This is a genomic window from Dysosmobacter segnis, from assembly GCF_014297285.1.
GTDB classification, from domain to species: Bacteria; Bacillota; Clostridia; order Oscillospirales; family Oscillospiraceae; genus Oscillibacter; species Oscillibacter segnis.
Genome location: NZ_JACOQI010000015.1, coordinates 1 through 17,819, shown reverse-complemented (window position 1 = coordinate 17,819; position 17,819 = coordinate 1). Strand labels below are relative to the sequence as shown.

26 protein-coding genes and 7 tRNA genes are annotated in these 17,819 nt (G+C 51.4%); 29 read left to right on the top strand and 4 right to left on the bottom strand.

The window, feature by feature from the left end; translation table 11 throughout:
• The first annotated feature begins 4 nt into the window (after nt 1–4).
• The 8 genes from H8Z83_RS13430 to H8Z83_RS13395 all read left to right on the top strand — a co-directional run bounded on the left by H8Z83_RS13430 (nt 5) and on the right by H8Z83_RS13395 (nt 5,321).
• Nucleotides 5–556: a hypothetical protein gene (locus H8Z83_RS13430; protein ID WP_108979708.1), complete on the top strand. Its 552-nt coding sequence runs from the start codon at nt 5–7 to the stop codon at nt 554–556.
• Nucleotides 557–904: 348 nt separating this feature from the next.
• Nucleotides 905–1,306 carry an RNA polymerase sigma factor gene (locus H8Z83_RS13425; RefSeq protein WP_148341852.1) on the top strand — a complete coding sequence of 134 codons (402 nt, stop codon included), beginning with the start codon at nt 905–907 and terminating at the stop codon, nt 1,304–1,306.
• A gap of 126 nt (nt 1,307–1,432) precedes the next feature.
• Nucleotides 1,433–2,362 carry a ParM/StbA family protein gene (locus H8Z83_RS13420; RefSeq protein WP_148341853.1) on the top strand — a complete coding sequence of 310 codons (930 nt, stop codon included), beginning with the start codon at nt 1,433–1,435 and terminating at the stop codon, nt 2,360–2,362.
• Complete coding sequence (locus tag H8Z83_RS13415; protein ID WP_108979711.1) at nt 2,349–2,687, top strand: hypothetical protein; 339 nt, start codon at nt 2,349–2,351, stop codon at nt 2,685–2,687. The genes H8Z83_RS13420 and H8Z83_RS13415 overlap by 14 nt, the downstream gene beginning before the upstream one ends.
• 4 nt (nt 2,688–2,691) lie before the next feature.
• Nucleotides 2,692–3,306 (top strand): recombinase family protein, encoded by a 615-nt coding sequence (locus H8Z83_RS13410; protein ID WP_187015503.1) that lies wholly within the window; start codon nt 2,692–2,694, stop codon nt 3,304–3,306.
• Entirely contained in the window at nt 3,303–3,707 is a 405-nt protein-coding gene (locus tag H8Z83_RS13405; protein ID WP_147560805.1) for a recombinase family protein, read from the top strand. The genes H8Z83_RS13410 and H8Z83_RS13405 overlap by 4 nt, the downstream gene beginning before the upstream one ends.
• Nucleotides 3,691–4,755, top strand: a complete 1,065-nt coding sequence (locus H8Z83_RS13400; RefSeq protein ID WP_187015502.1) for a recombinase family protein — start codon at nt 3,691–3,693, stop codon at nt 4,753–4,755. The genes H8Z83_RS13405 and H8Z83_RS13400 overlap by 17 nt, the downstream gene beginning before the upstream one ends.
• On the top strand, nt 4,752–5,321 hold the full coding sequence (locus H8Z83_RS13395; protein WP_108979715.1) for a hypothetical protein: 570 nt from the start codon (nt 4,752–4,754) through the stop codon (nt 5,319–5,321). The genes H8Z83_RS13400 and H8Z83_RS13395 overlap by 4 nt, the downstream gene beginning before the upstream one ends.
• Nucleotides 5,322–5,435: 114 nt before the next feature.
• Here the strand turns inward: H8Z83_RS13395 and H8Z83_RS13390 are convergent, their stop codons facing one another.
• Complete coding sequence (locus H8Z83_RS13390; RefSeq protein ID WP_187015501.1) at nt 5,436–5,672, bottom strand: hypothetical protein; 237 nt, start codon at nt 5,670–5,672, stop codon at nt 5,436–5,438.
• A 105-nt stretch (nt 5,673–5,777) separates the two neighbouring features.
• Between H8Z83_RS13390 and H8Z83_RS13385 the strand changes: the two genes are divergently transcribed.
• The 3 genes from H8Z83_RS13385 (at nt 5,778) to H8Z83_RS13375 (ending at nt 7,725) form a co-directional block, all read left to right on the top strand.
• Nucleotides 5,778–6,410 (top strand): metallophosphoesterase, encoded by a 633-nt coding sequence (locus tag H8Z83_RS13385; RefSeq protein ID WP_177696124.1) that lies wholly within the window; start codon nt 5,778–5,780, stop codon nt 6,408–6,410.
• Between the two features lie 177 nt (nt 6,411–6,587).
• The gene (locus tag H8Z83_RS13380) at nt 6,588–6,920 is read left to right on the top strand and encodes a helix-turn-helix domain-containing protein (protein ID WP_187015500.1); all 333 of its coding nucleotides are present in this window, start codon (nt 6,588–6,590) and stop codon (nt 6,918–6,920) included.
• Nucleotides 6,921–7,062: 142 nt separating this feature from the next.
• Complete coding sequence (locus tag H8Z83_RS13375) at nt 7,063–7,725, top strand: hypothetical protein (RefSeq protein ID WP_187015499.1); 663 nt, start codon at nt 7,063–7,065, stop codon at nt 7,723–7,725.
• Nucleotides 7,726–7,760: 35 nt separating this feature from the next.
• Here H8Z83_RS13375 and H8Z83_RS13370 read toward each other — a convergent pair whose 3' ends face one another.
• Nucleotides 7,761–8,015, bottom strand: a complete 255-nt coding sequence (locus tag H8Z83_RS13370; protein ID WP_187015498.1) for a hypothetical protein — start codon at nt 8,013–8,015, stop codon at nt 7,761–7,763.
• A gap of 188 nt (nt 8,016–8,203) precedes the next feature.
• Here H8Z83_RS13370 and H8Z83_RS13365 point away from each other — a divergent pair, with 188 nt between their 5' ends.
• The 18 genes from H8Z83_RS13365 to H8Z83_RS13285 all read left to right on the top strand — a co-directional run bounded on the left by H8Z83_RS13365 (nt 8,204) and on the right by H8Z83_RS13285 (nt 15,952).
• Complete coding sequence (locus H8Z83_RS13365; RefSeq protein ID WP_177696120.1) at nt 8,204–9,829, top strand: 3'-5' exonuclease family protein; 1,626 nt, start codon at nt 8,204–8,206, stop codon at nt 9,827–9,829.
• A 133-nt stretch (nt 9,830–9,962) separates the two neighbouring features.
• The gene (locus H8Z83_RS13360) at nt 9,963–10,898 is read left to right on the top strand and encodes a metallophosphoesterase (RefSeq protein ID WP_227145523.1); all 936 of its coding nucleotides are present in this window, start codon (nt 9,963–9,965) and stop codon (nt 10,896–10,898) included.
• Nucleotides 10,895–11,503, top strand: coding sequence for a hypothetical protein (locus H8Z83_RS13355; RefSeq protein WP_147560840.1), 609 nt, complete (start codon nt 10,895–10,897; stop codon nt 11,501–11,503). The genes H8Z83_RS13360 and H8Z83_RS13355 overlap by 4 nt, the downstream gene beginning before the upstream one ends.
• 11 nt (nt 11,504–11,514) lie before the next feature.
• Nucleotides 11,515–12,108, top strand: a complete 594-nt coding sequence (locus H8Z83_RS13350; RefSeq protein WP_108979723.1) for a metallophosphoesterase — start codon at nt 11,515–11,517, stop codon at nt 12,106–12,108.
• Nucleotides 12,109–12,124: 16 nt separating this feature from the next.
• Nucleotides 12,125–12,520, top strand: coding sequence for a hypothetical protein (locus H8Z83_RS13345; RefSeq protein ID WP_187015497.1), 396 nt, complete (start codon nt 12,125–12,127; stop codon nt 12,518–12,520).
• 208 nt (nt 12,521–12,728) lie between these two features.
• Nucleotides 12,729–13,163 carry an Hsp20/alpha crystallin family protein gene (locus H8Z83_RS13340; protein ID WP_148337218.1) on the top strand — a complete coding sequence of 145 codons (435 nt, stop codon included), beginning with the start codon at nt 12,729–12,731 and terminating at the stop codon, nt 13,161–13,163.
• 163 nt (nt 13,164–13,326) lie between these two features.
• A complete protein-coding gene (locus H8Z83_RS13335) occupies nt 13,327–13,860 on the top strand; it encodes an HdeD family acid-resistance protein (protein WP_187015496.1) in 534 nt (177 codons plus the stop codon).
• 114 nt (nt 13,861–13,974) lie between these two features.
• Nucleotides 13,975–14,361, top strand: coding sequence for a hypothetical protein (locus tag H8Z83_RS13330; RefSeq protein WP_108979727.1), 387 nt, complete (start codon nt 13,975–13,977; stop codon nt 14,359–14,361).
• Between the two features lie 72 nt (nt 14,362–14,433).
• Complete coding sequence (locus H8Z83_RS13325; RefSeq protein WP_162497703.1) at nt 14,434–14,673, top strand: hypothetical protein; 240 nt, start codon at nt 14,434–14,436, stop codon at nt 14,671–14,673.
• A gap of 86 nt (nt 14,674–14,759) precedes the next feature.
• Nucleotides 14,760–14,894 (top strand): hypothetical protein, encoded by a 135-nt coding sequence (locus H8Z83_RS19920; RefSeq protein WP_256435340.1) that lies wholly within the window; start codon nt 14,760–14,762, stop codon nt 14,892–14,894.
• A gap of 125 nt (nt 14,895–15,019) precedes the next feature.
• Nucleotides 15,020–15,256: a helix-turn-helix domain-containing protein gene (locus tag H8Z83_RS13320; protein WP_108979729.1), complete on the top strand. Its 237-nt coding sequence runs from the start codon at nt 15,020–15,022 to the stop codon at nt 15,254–15,256.
• A gap of 29 nt (nt 15,257–15,285) precedes the next feature.
• Nucleotides 15,286–15,362, top strand: a tRNA-Glu gene (locus H8Z83_RS13315).
• A gap of 6 nt (nt 15,363–15,368) precedes the next feature.
• A tRNA-Gln gene (locus H8Z83_RS13310) sits at nt 15,369–15,444 on the top strand.
• A gap of 1 nt (nt 15,445) precedes the next feature.
• A tRNA-Cys gene (locus tag H8Z83_RS13305) sits at nt 15,446–15,522 on the top strand.
• Between the two features lie 3 nt (nt 15,523–15,525).
• Nucleotides 15,526–15,602: transfer RNA gene (locus H8Z83_RS13300), tRNA-Glu, on the top strand.
• A 9-nt stretch (nt 15,603–15,611) separates the two neighbouring features.
• Nucleotides 15,612–15,686: transfer RNA gene (locus H8Z83_RS13295), tRNA-Trp, on the top strand.
• A gap of 6 nt (nt 15,687–15,692) precedes the next feature.
• A tRNA-Gln gene (locus tag H8Z83_RS13290) sits at nt 15,693–15,768 on the top strand.
• 96 nt (nt 15,769–15,864) lie between these two features.
• Nucleotides 15,865–15,952, top strand: a tRNA-Tyr gene (locus H8Z83_RS13285).
• Nucleotides 15,953–16,083: 131 nt separating this feature from the next.
• Here the strand turns inward: H8Z83_RS13285 and H8Z83_RS19665 are convergent.
• Entirely contained in the window at nt 16,084–16,539 is a 456-nt protein-coding gene (locus H8Z83_RS19665; RefSeq protein WP_227145533.1) for a DUF4368 domain-containing protein, read from the bottom strand.
• Between the two features lie 180 nt (nt 16,540–16,719).
• Nucleotides 16,720–17,640: a recombinase family protein gene (locus H8Z83_RS20215; protein WP_256181770.1), complete on the bottom strand. Its 921-nt coding sequence runs from the start codon at nt 17,638–17,640 to the stop codon at nt 16,720–16,722.
• Nucleotides 17,641–17,819 lie beyond the last annotated feature (179 nt).

Genomic DNA, 17,819 nt, shown 5'->3' with positions numbered 1-17,819 from the left:
AATAATGAGTAAATTCCAGAACTACTTGAAAACCTTTGACATCACCAGTACCCTCACCGAGGAGGATATTGATAAGACTTTGGCGCTGCTCCAGATTTACGGCCCCGCCGTTCGAAGGACTGCCTCTCGCATCGGTGAGATGGAAGAAGAGTGCTATGAAGGTAGACGGCAAAGCATCTCCGACTTCATCAATCTGGCCATCGACTATGACCGTGACACTGACCGGAAACGCATCGCCGATCGCCTTGCCGAGATGGGCCACTCCATGCAGCTTCTGTCCGTTATGGAGGATGCCCTGGTGCTCGTGAAGGACACGCCGCCCAATGGAGGCACCTATTTCAACATCCTCCAGGCAAGGTACTTTGATGTCTACTGCACCTCAAATGAGGAAGCATATCTCAACCTCGGAATCTCCTCATCTACATACTATCGGCACATCAAGCCAGCTATCCGTGCCTATGCGGCAAGCCTCTGGTGTGTCGTAATCCCTGATCTGATCATCAGGGAGCACCTGCAGCAAAGCGGTAGCGTCACCGCTCAGGTGGAAGTCTCGTGAGAGACAAATGAGAGACAATGTGGCAGTCAGATGAGAGAAAACATGATAGAAAATTGGGAGGAAATTGAGAGCCAAACGAAATTGTAGTGTAGAGACTCAGCCGGTATAATGGATTATGCTGGAGCACCTATAGCCTCTCGGGTCTATGATCCGAGGGGCTTTTTTCATACCCTTGTGCGCCAGCCAATACCGGAACAAAGAGCCGACCATTCTCGAAAACGAGAGTGGCCGGCTTTTTTGTTGCCCTGATTGGGAGCGTAATCCATGTCAAGAGCCAGCTACTGGGCCCGTGCGCCCCCCTCAAGTCGTTCGTCCGCATCCGCTAATGAAACGACTTGGAGGTAACACATGAAGACAATCAAAATCAAGGACTACTATGGCATTTATCAGGAAATTCCCGTCAGCGATGAGCTGTACGAAGAATGGCGTGCGCTGCAGAACGAAACTCAGCGTATTCATCGAAAGGAAGTATATCACCGCGACTGGACCCCGATGGACGATCTGGAGGAAATGCCGCAGCACTTTACGCTTAACGAGCTTGAGGACGCTCTGATCTGGGACGAGCAGGTCGTAGAGCTCTATGCGGCGATTTCTCAGTTGACGCCCATCCAGCAGCGCCGCATCCGTATGCTCATGGATAATATGTCAATCCGTGAGATTGCAAGGCGGGAAGGCTGCCATATGAACGCTGCATTGAAGTCGGTCAACGGAGCCCTCAAGAAGCTCCGGGGTCTTCTGCAAGACCACTAAACTACACGCAGAAAAACATTTTGCGTAGTTGTTGTTCTAAGAAAACACTATGCGTAAATACTAACAGACACATCAAGCGGGGCTTCCCGCCTCGCCTTGTTTCACCGGATAAGGAGGTAAATTTCCATGATTATTTCTGTCGATCACGGCAATAAGTCGATTAAGACCCCCAACGCGTTGTTCACTTCCGGCCTGATTGTATCCGAGGGGCTCCAGGGCTTCAAAACGGACTACATCTGCTGGAACAACAAGTACTATACGCTGACAGAGCAGCGCATCGCCTATCTCCGCGATAAGACGGAGGATGAGCGTTTCTATGTCCTCACCCTCTTTGCCATCGCCAAGGAGCTGGAGCGCCGCAAGGTGCCCGAGACACTCGATCCCATTGACATTACCCTGCTTGTGGGTCTGCCTCCCGCACACTATGAGCAGCTGCACAGCCGTTTCGAGCAGTACTTCCTGCGCCGACGCGAGATCGTGGATTTTGAGTATAACGGAAAGTACTACTCGATCCGGGTCAGCAAGGTACTCAGCTATCCCCAGGCATTTGCGGCTGCCGTTACCCAGTTCGGCACGCTGAAAGCTCATTCCGTCGCCTATATCATTGACATTGGCGGCTTTACCATCGATGTCCTGAAGCTACGCAGCGGCCATCCGGATCTGGCGGTGGTAGAGAGCTTCGAGAAGGGTGTCATTACCCTCTACAACGGTATCGCAAGCAAGTGTAATGCGCTCTATGCCCGGATCCTGGAAGACTGCGATATCGACGAGGTCATCCGAAACCAACCCACCGTCCTTCCCGGCGAGGTACAGCAGTTGATCCGTACCATGACCAATGACTTCCTTACGGAGTTCTACAACTTCCTGCGTGAGCGAGGCGTTGATGTCTCCACCAGTAAATGCGTCTTTGCTGGTGGCGGTTCCTTGCTCCTGCGTGGAATGATCGAACGCGGTAACAAAGTAGCTTTCCCCATTTTCATCGAGGATATTCATGCCAATGCTCGCGGCTATGAGCTCCTCTACCAGAGTGAGGTGGCGGCAAATGGGCAGCAATAAAAAGGCCCGTGTGGTCCTTCAGTTCAATGAGATGGACTTTCGGCACCGGCGTGCTCTGGAAATCCTTCGCCAGCGACCACGCAGTATGTCTGAACTGGTTGTAAGCGCCATACTACACTACACCAGCTGCCCTGAGGTTGCTGATGAGCATAGCAAGGAGTGGATTGCAAGCACTGTGAAGGAGATCATTACCGAAATGATCTCCAGCGGCGAGTTGCAGATCTCAGCGCAAACTCCGGCTCCGGAGACAAATGGATCAAGCCTTGCTGCAGATGACCTCGCCGAGCTCGGTGGCGTTATGGGAATGTTCCGGACCAAGGGGTGAGCATATGAGTAACAAACGCTTTGGTTACGCTCGCGTGTCCACCACGGATCAGAATGAGGACCGACAGGTTCTGGAACTCCTGGAGTCTGGGATCGAAGAGCGTGATATCTATGTGGACAAGCAGAGTGGCCGCAGCTTTGAGAGAACCAACTATTTGGCCCTGCGCAACACCATCTTGCGAAAAGGAGATGTGTTAGTTGTCAAAAGCATCGACCGCTTCGGTCGCAACTACTCTGCCATCCGCGCGGAATGGGAGTTTCTCACAAAGACTCTTGGTGTTGATATCGTTGTTCTGGACACCCCCATCCTCGACACCACCCAATATAAGGACCTGCTTGGCAGCGTCATCACCGATATCGTCCTCGCTGTGCTCTCTTTTGGAGCACAGCTCGAGGTCGATACCAAGTCTAAGGCACAGGCAGAGGGCATTGCCGCTGCACACCTAAAAGGCGTCAAGTTTGGCCGGCCACGATGCACCGTCGAAGGCTGGGATACCTACTACCCCCAGTGGAAGCAGGGCCAAATCACCGCTGTCCAGTGCTATAAACAGCTCGGGATCAGCGCATCTACATTCTACCGTCTTGTACGGAAATATGAATTGGAGGACGAAAGCGAATGAGTCGTTGTTGCATATATTGCCGCATTGGCGGCACCGCAAATGAACCCAACCAAATAGCCATGAACAGCCAACTTGAGATGCTGCGAAAGGCTGCTGAGGATCTCGGCCTTACCGTCGTGGCAGAAGTGACTGTTTTTGAAAGTGGCACTGACCCGCAGCGGCAGAGCATCAAAACGCTGATCCGAGATGGAAAACACGGCGCCTATGATTGCGTGCTGATTGTTGATCCATCCAGATTATCAAGGAGCACTGAGGGCTACACCTTGATTGGCCAGAAGCTGAACCGGCATGGGATCAGGGTCTATACCCCTCAGGGAAAGATCCAGCTGCCCCCGCCTCACGCCTTCTTCTATTCCAGATACCATAAGGAAGGAGAAAACGATTTTGGCCCAGGAAAGTAAAAACGAGAATCGCAAGCAAAGGATCCGCGAGGCGTTCCATGATGGGAAACAGGTAGAGCGAATGCCTGCCCGAGAGGACATGGCTCCTCAGCATTCCGATGATGTTATCTATCGGGTTGCTCCGTACTGCCGAGTCAGTACGATGTCCGAAATGCAGGCAGAGAGTTTTGAAATCCAGCAACAGTACTACAACGAGTACATTGCCAAGCACCCGAATTGGACGCTGGTTCGCATCTATGCCGATGAAGGCATCTCAGCAACTTCGGTGAAGAACCGCAAGGACTTCAACAACATGATTGAGGACTGTAAGGCTGGCAAGATCGACCTCATCGTCACAAAGTCTGTCAGCCGTTTTGCCCGTAATGTCGTGGACTGCATCAAGTACGCCCGTGACCTGAGAGCCCTATCGCCACCCGTCGGCATCTACTTTGAAACAGAGAACATCAACACGCTATCCCAAAATGGCGAACTGCTCCTAACCGTTTTGGCCGCATTTGCACAGGACGAGAGCGTCAACAAGTCCATCAGCGTTGCCTGGGGTATCCGACAGCGATTTGCTAAGGGCATTCCCAAACTGGTCAAGCCCTACGGATATCAGAATGTTGATGGCAAGCTTGTCGTGGATGAGGAGGAAGCCGGTGTAGTTATTCGGATCTTCGCCTTCTATCTCGGGGGTAAAACCCCATATGAGATCGCAAAGATACTGACGCACGAAGGTATCCCCACTCCCACCGGAAAGAAGCCGTGCTGGACGATCTCTTCCGTCACCTACATTCTCGGCAACGACCGATACTGTGGAGATGTGATTATGCAAAAGAGCCTATGTGTAGACCTGTTCGCTCACAAGCGCGTTCGCAATCTGGGCCAGGTGGAACGGTACCGGATGCGTGATGTTCACCCGCCTCTGATCTCCAAGGAGGAGTGGCGTGAGGCAAAGAACCGGATCTCTATGCCCGATCGCGAAGCTGTTATTCTCGAAGAAATTACTGGAGAGGGAATTCTCTCCTCACTACATCCGATACTATTCAAGGAGGACATTGATGTATGAATGCCTGCATGTCTGAATTCCGCATTGTCAACCCGACCCTTCGCACCTTCAGCGCCGCTGAGGCGCGCATCGCCCACTCGAGCATACGGTTCAATAATCTGAGTGCCGCTGAGTTGGGCTATCCGGAGCATATTCGTCTGCTGATCAGCTCGGATGGCTGCACGCTGGCCATTCAGGCCTGTGATCCGAAGGACAAGTGCGCCGTGCCCTTTATGGCCGGTCGCACTGCCGATGATCTGAAAGGTCAAAAAAAGTGGACGACTGTGAGTAACCGGATGCTCACCCACATCATCCGGAGCAAGCTGGGCTGGGAAACCGCGAAGACGCCGCGCCGGTTCTATGGCGTGCCCTGGCCTGAGCAGGGCGCGATCATCTTTGATCTGACCAAGATTGCACCGCCTCGTACCCGGACCCCGAACCTGTCTGCGGAAGATATGCTGCGTGCCTATGAACTGGCCGAGTCCGGCTCTCTGCTTCCTGTTATGGCCCCCGCATGGTCCCGACAGCCCTTTGCTTCCGTGCCTCCCAGTGAAGTCATCGAAACTCAGTATGTGCAAGTGAGCTAACAAGAAGCCCCCGGCATCCATAACGATGTCGGGGGCCTTCAACCTCTTGATAGTGAAGAGGAAAAATGGTATTGTAGGGTATGTCCGTTCTATTGGACAGCGAGTGCGATATCTTTAGGTAAGCTGGACCTTTGGCATCCGATCCTCCATGAGCTCTACTTTCCTGAGCATCAGGTCGTAGATCATGCCACGGAATTCAGCATCCGATATTGACTCGTTATTTGCCTCATGACAGACCTTCAGGAGCATTTCATCCAGTTCGCCAACAGTCTGCGCTTTCGGATACTCCTGCATAATTTCCTTTGTCACCATCAGCAGGAACTCGAAACCGGGCAATACGGATTGGTTCATCTTCTCTACTCCTCTTTCGTGTTCTTTACAGACGATTATAGAGGGATTTCAAAACAAATCAAGACTTGACTTTTTCAGAAGGAGGCATCGCAAGTGATATACTGTATGTCCGACATCCATGGCGAGTTGGATCGCTTCAAGGCGATGCTCGACCTGATCAATTTCTCTTCAGACGATACGCTATACATCATAGGCGATGTGATAGATCGCCATCCAGGAGGCGTGGAGATACTCAAAATCATCAAGGACACACCGAACATGTTCATGCTACTAGGCAACCACGAGCAAATGTGTCTGGATACCCTTGGCCCCAACAGTGTGTATGGAAGCAGACGGTTATGGCTAGAGAATGGTGGAAGTAATACATATCGAGAGCTGCTCTATGTATGTTCGCTCGCTGAGCGAAGCAGGATCATACATTTCCTGAGTACGCTGCCGGATCATTTTGATGTTGAGGTTGGCGACCGCAAATTCCATCTGGTTCATGCCATGCCGTCAGATGACCCGGATGATCGGATTTGGAGGAGGCCTAAACCGGATGATCCTCCGTACTTCGAGGATCGCATCGCAGTCGTCGGCCATACGCCCACCTGCTACATGAGTGGCGATATGGAAAGTCCCTTCGCCGTCTGGCATGGAAACGGGCTGATCGATATCGATTGTGGGTGCGGGAATAAGACAGAGCTGCGGCGCCTCGCCTGCCTTCGACTGGACGATCTGAAAGAATTCTACATCTAATAACCAATCAACATGAGGATGCCTTCTGCTTATACTGGTAGAAGGCGTCCTTTTTCTTGTCAGCGATAATTCCTGCAATCGTACTAATTTGGTATTATCCGTACTGTCCTGCTCATTTTTGAGTCGCCGTTAATCTCCTATACTTAAAGAAAGATAATGATAGGTAGGAGATGTTCAATGAGCACCAATTTACATGTAATGGGCAACCGAATACGGACTGCGAGGCAATTCAGGAAACTGACTGCGGAACAACTCTCTGAGCAGCTTGGCATTGCCCCGGAGTCTCTGCGCCATATCGAAAATGGTACCAGACGACCCAGTTACGCTCTGTTAGACAACATTTCGGATATACTCGATGTGTCCCTGGATTACCTCGCCGGTAAAACTGAACTTCCCCTCGAGCGCAGAGTACGCCGGGAACTTGAGAATATGGGCCTGACAAAAGCCCAAGAGGACGCTTGTGTGGAGATCGCACTCAATGCGATACCTGTCATAAAGCGAATCTGCTAAGCCATGCACCTGCCGGTTTTCGGTAGGTGCATATCTTTTTTTGCGCACTCCCCATGATTCGACAAGTTTTGCGCTTACTTCCCCTTATTATGTACTTATCTGGTACGATTAGTATCAATATAGTACAAGGGAGATAGTAAAAATGAGCGTAGCAAGTATGCTGGAAAACATGAAAAGGCGTGCCCTCGACTCCACCTACGACGCATATATCAGCGAGGAGTACGATGCATGGGCAGTAGAGTCATTCGCAACGGAAGAGGGCGAGTATGATGCGGCAAGATTGGAGTTGCCCAAAGTGCTCAGTTCCGAGCAAATGGAGAAGTTGAAGACGATGGAAGAGCGCTATCGGCAGAATCGCAAATACGCCTCCCACTATGGGTTTGAAGCGGGCCTGTTCTCTGGCTTCCAGTTGTTCTTCAGTGGGAATGGGATAACAGAGGATGGCTTCGATCGCTACCTCATGAAAAGCCTTATGGAGATGCCCGGTATGCAGCGCCATGTAGACTACTACGCCCGCAACGACGAGATTCTCCGCCTGGGGAAGGAGCTGGGCGAGGAGCTGACGGATGAAAACAAGGAGCATGTTGTCTCGTTGGAATGCGCTTGGGGCCAACGCATTCACTCCTTTGCCTGCCACGCTTTCTATTGTGGCTATCGTGCGGCGCTGAGGGTTATTGACGCAGTCGGAGGGCTTGAGAGCATGAGTATGATCGACCACACGCTTCTTCTGGAATACAGACTTGGGTACATCGGCTCCTATGAACAGGTTGAACGGGAGCAGGAACGGAAGAAGAAAACCTCATAATAGCGAAAGGGGCAGGCCGCAATGGCCTGTCCCTTTCACATAAGCTCTCGCTGTAATTCTGCTCCATATCGAATCGCAAAACGGAACATCCGCTCCTCTTCCAATGCAAGGATCTCGTTCTCCGCTTTATCAAGCGCAGAAATCAGCTCTTCCGGCACGCCATATTGTCGCAGGTTTTCTGCAATCTTACAAAGTTTTTCCACGGCTACCTCATATTCACAATATGAGTTCCCGCCATGCTCTGAAACAGGAATGCATTTTCCTTGAAACAGCTTTTGCAATATGTTCATTTTGATCCCCCATATATGAGACACCAAAACAGAGAAAGTGCAACATAGTTTTTGAAAAAAACACGGCGTTGTACTGTAATTACTACCTCCCCGCAGGGTACACATATGTGCTGTCCGTTCTTTTGGACACCCTCTATTGTATGCTATGGCCATAATCCGATAGGTCTCACAAAGGAGAGGTGACAGAGATGTATGTTCTGATCGATATGGAGTGGGTTACAAATCGCCATGGAAACCACTGGCCAACACAGCTTGCGGCAATCCGTGTAGATGAAGAATGGCAGACGGTGGATTCCTTCTCTGTACTCTTTCGGCCCAAGGATATCACCTTCCAGAAGTGGGATCACATGGCCTTCTCCGGTTGGACTCGTGACAACTTTCTGAATGCAGATTCGCTCTATCCGGCACTTGACGCCTTTGAGCACTGGCTACAGCCCGAGGACATTCTCTGCTGGTGGCACCAGGAGGCCTATGACCTCTATATCATGTTCACCAAGGTAGCACAGATCCGTGATCGGGTCTCTATGGTAGTATTCCTCTCCGACTACATCTACGGGTTCCTGGCCGGTCAGAAAGGTGCCGTAGGAAGTCCCTACAAGATTTGTGCGGCAAGAGATATCACGACGCCAGAGCCTGCACACTGTTCCATCAATGATGTTTTGGCGATACAGTCTCTCGTTCAAAGCATCGATTTCCAGCAAAGAAATCTGCAGGCGCCACCCAAGAAGTGGGTAAAGGACACCACTGCTCTGAAAGGATCACCGGTGTTTCCGCTTCTCTACGATACCTCAACCCAGCTGCTGCACCACTCTGATTGCGAGCTGCTTCCGGATAACCGTTACCTGCCGGCATACACTTCGTTTAAGGCACCGATCCGGAAGAGGTATAAACCCTGCGCCTGCTGCCATGATGAATTTCTGGATGCGCTTTGGGATCGTAACCAGGACTCCATCACCCGCTCTGATTACAATTATGTGTATTCCAAGCAGTCCAAGGTGTTTCATACACGAAACTGCTCCCATGTGCTGCTATCCTTTGACATTCAGGGTACCGTATCCTATGAGACCTGCTTGAAGAGCGGACGCCGGCCCTGTAAACATTGTAAGCCCGTGCCGATAGAGCGCAAGCGCATTTCTTTGCCGATAAAGCAAAACAAGCCGCAGAAAGCGGAAAACCGCAATCTGAACGGCGAAGAACGAAAGGCACTTGGTCGGTTCAAGCGAGCTAAAGAAGAACGTGAAACAGCTTTCAAGCGCGGCGATTTGACGGAGGCTGAGCGCAATACCGTCATGGCCCTTTCGCAACCCGGTCTTGCTTTCTGGGCAAGCAAGGGGTATAGCACCTTCCACACAAGAAACTGCTCTAAGATTACCGGGCTCAACCAGCTCAGGGGTTTTGCGCGGTATCAGGACGCTGTGCGAGCCGGCTATTCTCCTTGCCGCCATTGCAGACCCAGTCCCAAGCAGGATGTAAAATTCTCAATTCCTATCACCAATAAGGAGCGACACGGCGAGACTACGGACACCCTGATTCAGCTCTGTACGCAGCACTGTCTGCCCTTCGAATATGACATGCGGTATTTCACGCTGCAGACCATGGCCGGCAAGTGGCGTATCGACATGAGTTTGCGGCCCGTTCGGCTGGAGCATATCAATCTCGTCACCGAGCGCGGGAACACAAAGAAGTTCCATACACAGCCCCGTCTCTTCCTCTCCCTCAAAGACACCTTTGATTACATCATGCGCCATGACAGCAAGTTGATTGAAGAGATTGTTGCCAAGGACAACCAGAGCCAGGAGCTGGCAATGGGTTAAGTAAGAAAGGCGCGGCAATGGGTAGCTCCATCGTCGCGCCAATTTCGTTTGATTCTGTTGTTAAGCAATCCTGTCATCCGTAAGTGGTATTGGGAGTATCCAAACTCCTGCCAACGAAAAGGAGTGAATAAAAATGGACAGAGAAGAAGCAGCAAAAGAGTTGATGGCCATGCTCGAAGAAGCACAAGAGGGCCCATACTATTCTGAGGAAGAGGTGCGAGCCCATCTGCTGGAAATCCTGGCCCCTCGCAACCAAGTATATATAACTGGCGACACCCATGGGCAATTTGAGCGCGTGATCGAGTTCTGCGCACGCAGAGAGGTTGAACCGGAAAACACCTTTGTGATCTTGGGCGACGCAGGGCTGAACTACTACAATGACCGCAGGGACCGAAAGAAGAAAGACCAACTTGCCCAGGTACCCATCACCTTCTTCTGCCTACACGGCAATCACGAGATGCGCCCGTCCGAAGAGCTCGGTTATGAGGTCGCTGAATATCACGGTGGCAAGGTATGGATGCAGCCGGCTTATCCTAATATCCTGTTCGCCATTGACGGCGAGGTCTATGACTTCAATGGCAATTCCTGCATTGTCATCGGCGGCGCCTACAGCGTGGATAAATACTATCGTCTGGCCCGTGGTTGGAGCTGGTTCCCAGATGAACAGCCTTCCGAAGAAATCAAAGCCAAGGTGGAGCGCGTCCTCGCCGAGCGCAGCTGGAAGATTGATATCGTGTTGTCTCATACCGGCCCGTTGAAGTATGAGCCGACCGAGGTCTTTCTGCCCATGATCGATCAGAGCACCGTGGACAAGTCTACCGAAGTATGGCTGGAGCAGATCGAGGCGAAACTCGATTATGAGCGATGGTATTTCGCCCACTACCACACCGAGAAAGAAGTGGACAAGATTCGGATCATGCATAATGACTACACTATGATCCCTCGCGAAGCCTCCGTTGCGGCAGAAAAGGACATGCTTCGCCGCATGCATCGTCAGGCGGAGATTGTGGAAGCGCTGGGACTTCTGGATGATGCACCAAACCAAAAGAATGGAGATGATATCTCATGAGCACCTATTATGATTTCATGGTCGAGGCCAAGTACGAGGGCAAGTGGTACAACATCGACTTCCATACCAAGGATATTGACGGCAAATTGCGTCATCAGTACCTCGCCACCATTTCACGCAGCTTTATTGGCTTGCTGGAGGATCAGGTGAACGGAGCATGGGCCATTGGCTTTGATGACTTGGCTGAGAGCACGCAGCAGCTTTTACTTGCAAGTACTTTTGAAGGCCGAGAGGATAGTCTTCGACTGGAGCGCTTCTATGTAGCCGGGAATCTCGATGATTTTGAACGGCTGCTCAATGGCCCGTACCAGATGGAATACTATGTCACCCGCAACCAGATTGCAGCTTATGAAGAACACAAGATTGACGAAATTTACGAATACCTGACCGCTCACGAGTTGCTCGAATTGCCTCAGGCTACCCGAAACGAGTATGTGCTCTATCGCTGGAACGACACCTTTGCAAACACAGAGAACATCCGGGCTATGGTGGAGCGCCTGAAGTATCAGGTTGAGTGCTTCAATGATGCGCTCCCTTACCGGGCGGGTCAGTCCTATGGTGATCGGGCTGCCTCTCAAATCCGTGTGATCTACCGTATCACCTAAGGAGGGATCGGATGAATTATTACATTGGAGATTTGCACCTATTCAACCGCAACCAGACAGATGAAGGCAGAAACTACGACAGACGCCCGTTCGCTACGGTAGAAGAGATGAACCAGTACATCCTCGAACGCTGGAACGCCAAGATCAACAACGGTGATACCGTCTATATCCTGGGCGATATGGCCATGCGGGGTAAGAACAGTGCACTACTCGCGCTGGTTGCCCAGTTGAAGGGCAAGAAGATTTTGTTTCGCGGTAACCACGATGACCTGTCCGACTATCGCTATCAGCGGCTCTTTGAGGAAATCACTGACTACCGGGAGATTGCCGATTCCTTTGATGGAAAGACATACAAGCTCTGCTTGATGCACTATCCCATCCTGATGTGGAACGGCCAGCATCGCGGATCGATTCTTCTCTACGCCCATACTCATAATACTGTGGAAGAGGCATTCTTCCAGAAATGCGTCAAAGAGCTCAACGAGAACAAGAAACTGAATGTTCAACAAGGAAAGCCCATTCGCGCCATCAATGTCGGCTGCATGATGCCTTACATGGGCTACGAGCCGAGAACGCTGAAAGAAATCCTATCCGCGCATGAATAAGAAAGGAGTGCTGCCTGTGCTGCCAAAAGCACTGTTTTTGAGCACGATTGAGAAGATACGCCAGCAGGAGGCTCGTATTGATGAGTTCGATAAGGCCCTCAGTAAAATGTGCGATGGTTTTCCTGCCTTCGACAAGGACAATCTCTACCTGCTCGCACTGCGCGATTTGCTGAAGTACACTATGCAAGACCAGTATGACAATATCGGCTGGTGGTTATACGAAGCGCCGGATGCCGGTTACACCGTATCCTGGGAAGAAGCCGGCAAGGAAGTCTCTGTTGATTTGACTGAGGCCGGCGCCCTCTATGTAAAGAAGTCGAGATGCGAGTTTTTAATTTATAAACAAAATGACGATAATTTAAATCGAAACCAAAGAAAAATCGAATATAACAAAACGAATACTCAAAAATAGCAGGAAAGTGTGAACAAAGATCGCTGATTTTGTAAACGTTGGCACTCGTATATTGACATTGCTAAAAACGGGGTTATAATGAACACGATCTTAGGGAGAGGGATAAAGAGATCCCCCCCAAGAGATCAAATCAAATTATAAATACTCAAGCTCCGGACCGGGAGCTTCTCCCGGAACCGAGAGCGGGAATTGAATGGAGGAACAATTTATGTTACCCAGTATTTTTAGTGAGAACCTGTTTGATGATTTCTTTAATAGCGCAATGTTCCCGAATGCCGAACATGAGCTGTACGGCAAGCATGCGAAGAACCTGATGAACACCGATGTGCGGGAGGTCGAGAACGGTTACGAGATTGACATGAACCTGCCCGGTTTTAAGAAGGACGAGGTAGAGATCCAGCTGCAGGACGGCTGCCTGACCGTCAGCGCCGCCAAGGGACTGGACAAGGACGAGGAGGATAAGAAGGGCCGTTATATCCGCCAGGAGCGTTACGCCGGTTCTCTCAGCCGCAGCTTCTATGTGGGCGAGGATGTGGAGCCTCAGGATGTGAAGGCCAAGTATGAGAACGGCGTTCTGAAGCTGTTCGTCCCCAAGGCCGAGGTCAAGCAGGTGCCTGCTCAGACCGCTATCGCCATTGAGTGACCAAATGGCCGGGGCCCGCAAGGACGGGTCCCGGCCGGTTTCTTTTAACGGCGGTCCTGCGTCGTATTTCCGTCCGGGTTCCGGGCGGGGATACGAAACAAGATCGAATGGATCGACGGGAGGAAAGTTGGATCCCCCTCTTTTTCCTTAGGAGGCATGATGTATGAATAAAACCGTTTCCCGCGTGCTGTGGATCGTGGCAGGTGTGCTGCTGATCGTGGCGGGTGGTGCATGTATGCTCCATCCCGGCGCTGCCCTGAGCGGGCTGTCCTTCCTGTTAGGAATGGCCATGTTATTTTCCGGTGCGGTAGATATTATGATTTTTGCCACGGCGGGCAGCAGTATTTACGGTTCCGGATGGTTTTTGGTGGATGGCATCCTTACGGTGCTGCTGTCCATCTTCCTGCTGTGCAACCAGATGTTCACCATGATGACCCTGCCCTATATTCTGGGTATGTGGCTGTTGTTCTCCGGCATCACGAAATTTGTAAACTCCTTTGATCTGCGCCGGTTTGGAGTGCGGGGATGGGGCTGGGTGACAGCCTTCGGCCTGCTAATGGCGGCGGCTGGATTCCTCTCCTTTATGGACCCCTTGGCTGCGGCGGTGACGCTGTCCGTTCTGGCGGGGCTGTTCCTGATGATCCAGGGCGTGGTTTCCATCGTGTTCGGGTGTCTGTCCGGACGGTTCTGGATGTAAAGCTTAACAACAAAAATCCATGGTCGCACAGGCTGACTATCTTGTTGAAGAGGTTGCGCATAGAGATGCCTTGAAGGCAGTGCACGGCAGTCATGACTCATGGGAGGAAACACAATGAGTACGCAATATGAATTTATGAAACGACAGGTCGTTGAAGAAGTGGCTGCTCTTCAGGAAAAGCTAATCGCAATCCAGGCGGATTGCATCAACCGGATCAAAGAAATCCCCGTCACTTCTGACCTGGAGGACACAATGGATGAACTGCTTAATAAAATCTCAAATCAGTTCCTCTTTCAGATTGAGGAACCGGAAAGTGCGTCCGTCGTGATCGGCACAGCAAGAGCCGGTCATTTTTCCTGGAGAGTCGAGAACGGGTTTCGAGACATTTTCTCCGTAGAGCAGTGGCTCCGCGACAATCCCGAGTTCAGCATCTATGATGAATACGGTACAGCTATTACATGGGAGCAATTCAAAGAGGCTGTAGCCTGGTGTAATGGGTGAAAACTGCACTTGAAACGGTTTGTGCATTCTGACATATTGGGACCGCATTTTTTGTACAAGGAGTCGATGACCATGGAGTACAGGGGCCTTTATGTTTCTGCAACGCCAGATTGTGAGCCTAATGAAGGCGGATACTATTGTCAGGTATATGCCGACGAGGATTATGGCGACCAGATCGACGACTTTTGTATCCATCCAGATGAGCTTGAAGAGAATGATGATATTAAGCACTGGGGCAAGGTCAATATCGACGGCAGCTACCGATACTATGTTGAGAATGGTGTCATCTCTCCAGAAAACAGCGATATTTAACCACAAGTTGAATGACAAACCGAAAGAGTTGTGGTATAGTACAGTCAGAAACCAAGAACAAATCTCTACAGAAAGGACGCAGAACTATGAAGACTATTTCTTCCGCTATCTTCTATATGAGCGAATGGCAGGCTATCTTCCAGTGCGAGGAATATAGCTTTTGCGAAGCACGCCCATATCAAGATAAGCAGAAGAATATGATCGGATTGAGTACCTGTTGACCTGAAAGAATCGGTCTATCAGGATCTCCTTCTCTGAATTATTGAAGCCGCTTGTCTTGAGTGCAGACAAGCGGCTTTTTCATGCCCATGAGGCCAAATAATTCAGATAGGAGGTGTATTTGAGAATGAACATTCCAACGATCAACCTTGCTCGCACAGGCACCAATATTGTGATGCTTCGCAAAGCAGCGGGGCTGACGGTGCATGACCTACAAATGGCATTCGGCTTCAATTCCCCGCAGGCCATTTACAAGTGGCAAAACGGCACTGCGCTGCCGACTGTAGATAATCTTATCGCCCTTGCTGCACTGCTGCATGTGCGTATTGATGATATCCTCATTACCGATCACTCGGTTGCTTAATATGCAGGGAGAACTTCTCCCTGCCATACGGTCCGCTCGTCTAAATGGTTAGGACACAGCCCTTTCACGGCTGCAATGACCGGTTCGAGTCCGGCGCGGATCTCCATAATACTGGGATATTGCTAAGCGGCTAAGGCACCGGCCTTTGATGCCGGCCACTGTTGGTTTGAATCCAACTATCCCAGCCATGATACGGTACTCAAGAGGTTGAAGAGGACAGCCTGCAAAGCTGTTAATCGTCGGTTCGAATCCGACCCGTATCTCCATCTGGTGCCTTCGTCTAATTGGTTAGGACGCAAGCCTCTCAAGCTTGTAATGCTGGGTTCAAATCCCGCAGGCATCACCATCATCATACAGGGGTATAGTTTAACCGGAAGAACAGCGGTCCCCAAAACCGCCCGTGGGTGTTCGAGTCGCCCTATCCCTGCCAATATACTGGGGTGTCGCCAAATGGTCAAGGCACCGGTCTCTGACACCGGCATTTGTTGGTTCAAGTCCAGCCACCCCAGCCATATTTGGAGAGTGAACCCGGAAGGCCCGGGGACCGCCCGCTAAGCGGATCGTATCAGAAGTGATATCAGATTCGAGTTCTGCGCTCTCCGCCATATGGGTCAGTGCGCGTAGTTGGCGATCGCAGCGGTCTGTAAAACCGTGACATCTGAAACATCGTTGGTTCAATTCCAACCTGACCCACCAAAATAGAGGGGTACCCGCTTCTGGGTGCCCCTCTTTCATAATGGTCACATCATTGGCCGGGTGGTCGTAAAACAGTAAAATGAAAAAATGGTGAAAACCTTGAGTTTTCAAAGGGTGCGGCGTGACTTCGGTCACGCCGTTTCCTCTTTCATCAGCTCATTCAGCGGGATGAAGCCCAGCCCATCGTACTGGATGTGAATGTGCTGCACACGCTTCCCGCTGGATTTGTCCGGTGCGTCCACATAGATGGCGGACACCAGTTCCCGCAGAGCGTAGCCGTCCAGCTTATCGATGCCCACATACTTGTGCGCCGTCTGAATGAACTTCTCAACGTTTTCGTTCTGTCGTTCCTGTACTTCAATTTCCTGTCGCAAAGTTACGCACTCGGTCTCCAACTGCTTCTGCTCCGTTTCATAGGTCAGGCTCAGCATATCGAAGCGCTCATCACTCAGCCGTCCGCAGGCGTTGTCCTCGTAAATCCGGATGAACAGCCGTTTCAGTTCAGCGATGCGGTTTTCGTTCCGTTCCAGCCGTTTCCTTCGGATGCGGATCTGCTCACTGCTTTCCAGCCGGAGTTGTTCCTCCATCACTGCACGGAGATGTGCCTCATGCCGCAGAATGTAGCCCGTCACAGCCTGAATGTGTTTCAGGACTATGTGGCTGAGTACGGTTTCCCGGATGTAATGAGTACCGCACTTGTCCTTGTGCTTCTAATGGAGAGAACAGTCAAAGAACGCGCCCTCCGGTCGGTAATTGTTCGTCGCCCCTTAATACAGCTTCTCACCGCAGTCGGCACAGTACACCAGCCCGGAAAAGATGCTGCTTCGGCCTGTACGGGTATTGCGATGCCGCTGCTGGCGCACCTGCTGTACCTTCTCAAACACGGCTTCCTCGATGATGGCCTCATGTGTATTGGGGAAGATGGCTTGCTTCTCAAGGGGATTGTCCCGCTGCTTCTTGTCCCAGATGGAGTTGGTATAGGTCTTGAAGTTCACCGTACAGCCCGTGTACTCCCGCCGTTCCAGAATCGCCACAACGGTACTGCTGTGCCAGTCGCAGGGGTCCTCCGGTTTCTTGTTTGGGGTCTTGATGCCCTGCAAGGCCCTGTATGCGCTGGGCGTTAGCACCTTGTCCGCTTTCAGTTGGTTGGCGATCTGCATGGGACCACGGCCCTTCATACACAGGTCGAAGATGCGTTTCACCACATCAGCGGCTACCGGGTCAACCACCCAGCGGCGGGGGTTCTCCAGGTCTTTTACATAGCCATAGGGCACATTGGTGGTCAGGGGTACGCCTCGCTCACCCTTGGCTTTCTGGACGGCTCTGATCTTGCGGCTGGTGTCCCGGGCATAGAACTCGTTGAACCAGTTTTTGATGCCCGCAAAATCGTTGTCCACACGGTTAGGGTCAATGGTGTCGTAGTTGTCGTTGATGGCGATGAAACGAACACCGTTCTGCGGAAAGGTGAAGTTGGTGTAAAGCCCGGTCAGCGCGGAGTTGCGGCCCAGTCTGGAAAGGTCTTTGGCGATCGCCACGGCCACCCGTCCCGCCTCGATTTCGGCCAGCATGGCCTGAAAGCCGGGACGGTCATAGGTCACACCGCTTACACCGTCATCCACGAAAAAGGTTGGGTTGGGGAAGTGATGCTCCCTGGCATACTGCAAAAGCATGGCCTTCTGAGACGAGATTTGTCAAGGTTATTTTCTCCCGCTGAATACAAATGTCCAACTTTACTGTGAATAGCTCAAATATAATAAACACAGAGCCGCAGAATGGCCAGGGTTGCCATCACCGCCGCAATGATTAGGATGGTGTTTCGGTTTTCTCCGGCCACTCCGATGTCAATCATACTGGCCAGGGCAGTAGG

Coding starts and splice junctions, on each gene's coding strand:
- H8Z83_RS13430 (WP_108979708.1), top strand. CDS start 5: ATGAGTAAATTCCAGAACTACTTGAAAACCTTTGACATCACCAGTACC.
- H8Z83_RS13425 (WP_148341852.1), top strand. CDS start 905: ATGAAGACAATCAAAATCAAGGACTACTATGGCATTTATCAGGAAATT.
- H8Z83_RS13420 (WP_148341853.1), top strand. CDS start 1,433: ATGATTATTTCTGTCGATCACGGCAATAAGTCGATTAAGACCCCCAAC.
- H8Z83_RS13415 (WP_108979711.1), top strand. CDS start 2,349: ATGGGCAGCAATAAAAAGGCCCGTGTGGTCCTTCAGTTCAATGAGATG.
- H8Z83_RS13410 (WP_187015503.1), top strand. CDS start 2,692: ATGAGTAACAAACGCTTTGGTTACGCTCGCGTGTCCACCACGGATCAG.
- H8Z83_RS13405 (WP_147560805.1), top strand. CDS start 3,303: ATGAGTCGTTGTTGCATATATTGCCGCATTGGCGGCACCGCAAATGAA.
- H8Z83_RS13395 (WP_108979715.1), top strand. CDS start 4,752: ATGAATGCCTGCATGTCTGAATTCCGCATTGTCAACCCGACCCTTCGC.
- H8Z83_RS13390 (WP_187015501.1), bottom strand. CDS start 5,672: ATGAACCAATCCGTATTGCCCGGTTTCGAGTTCCTGCTGATGGTGACA.
- H8Z83_RS13385 (WP_177696124.1), top strand. CDS start 5,778: ATGTCCGACATCCATGGCGAGTTGGATCGCTTCAAGGCGATGCTCGAC.
- H8Z83_RS13380 (WP_187015500.1), top strand. CDS start 6,588: ATGAGCACCAATTTACATGTAATGGGCAACCGAATACGGACTGCGAGG.
- H8Z83_RS13375 (WP_187015499.1), top strand. CDS start 7,063: ATGAGCGTAGCAAGTATGCTGGAAAACATGAAAAGGCGTGCCCTCGAC.
- H8Z83_RS13370 (WP_187015498.1), bottom strand. CDS start 8,015: ATGAACATATTGCAAAAGCTGTTTCAAGGAAAATGCATTCCTGTTTCA.
- H8Z83_RS13365 (WP_177696120.1), top strand. CDS start 8,204: ATGTATGTTCTGATCGATATGGAGTGGGTTACAAATCGCCATGGAAAC.
- H8Z83_RS13360 (WP_227145523.1), top strand. CDS start 9,963: ATGGACAGAGAAGAAGCAGCAAAAGAGTTGATGGCCATGCTCGAAGAA.
- H8Z83_RS13355 (WP_147560840.1), top strand. CDS start 10,895: ATGAGCACCTATTATGATTTCATGGTCGAGGCCAAGTACGAGGGCAAG.
- H8Z83_RS13350 (WP_108979723.1), top strand. CDS start 11,515: ATGAATTATTACATTGGAGATTTGCACCTATTCAACCGCAACCAGACA.
- H8Z83_RS13340 (WP_148337218.1), top strand. CDS start 12,729: ATGTTACCCAGTATTTTTAGTGAGAACCTGTTTGATGATTTCTTTAAT.
- H8Z83_RS13335 (WP_187015496.1), top strand. CDS start 13,327: ATGAATAAAACCGTTTCCCGCGTGCTGTGGATCGTGGCAGGTGTGCTG.
- H8Z83_RS13330 (WP_108979727.1), top strand. CDS start 13,975: ATGAGTACGCAATATGAATTTATGAAACGACAGGTCGTTGAAGAAGTG.
- H8Z83_RS13325 (WP_162497703.1), top strand. CDS start 14,434: ATGGAGTACAGGGGCCTTTATGTTTCTGCAACGCCAGATTGTGAGCCT.
- H8Z83_RS19920 (WP_256435340.1), top strand. CDS start 14,760: ATGAAGACTATTTCTTCCGCTATCTTCTATATGAGCGAATGGCAGGCT.
- H8Z83_RS13320 (WP_108979729.1), top strand. CDS start 15,020: ATGAACATTCCAACGATCAACCTTGCTCGCACAGGCACCAATATTGTG.
- H8Z83_RS19665 (WP_227145533.1), bottom strand. CDS start 16,539: ATGGAGGAACAACTCCGGCTGGAAAGCAGTGAGCAGATCCGCATCCGA.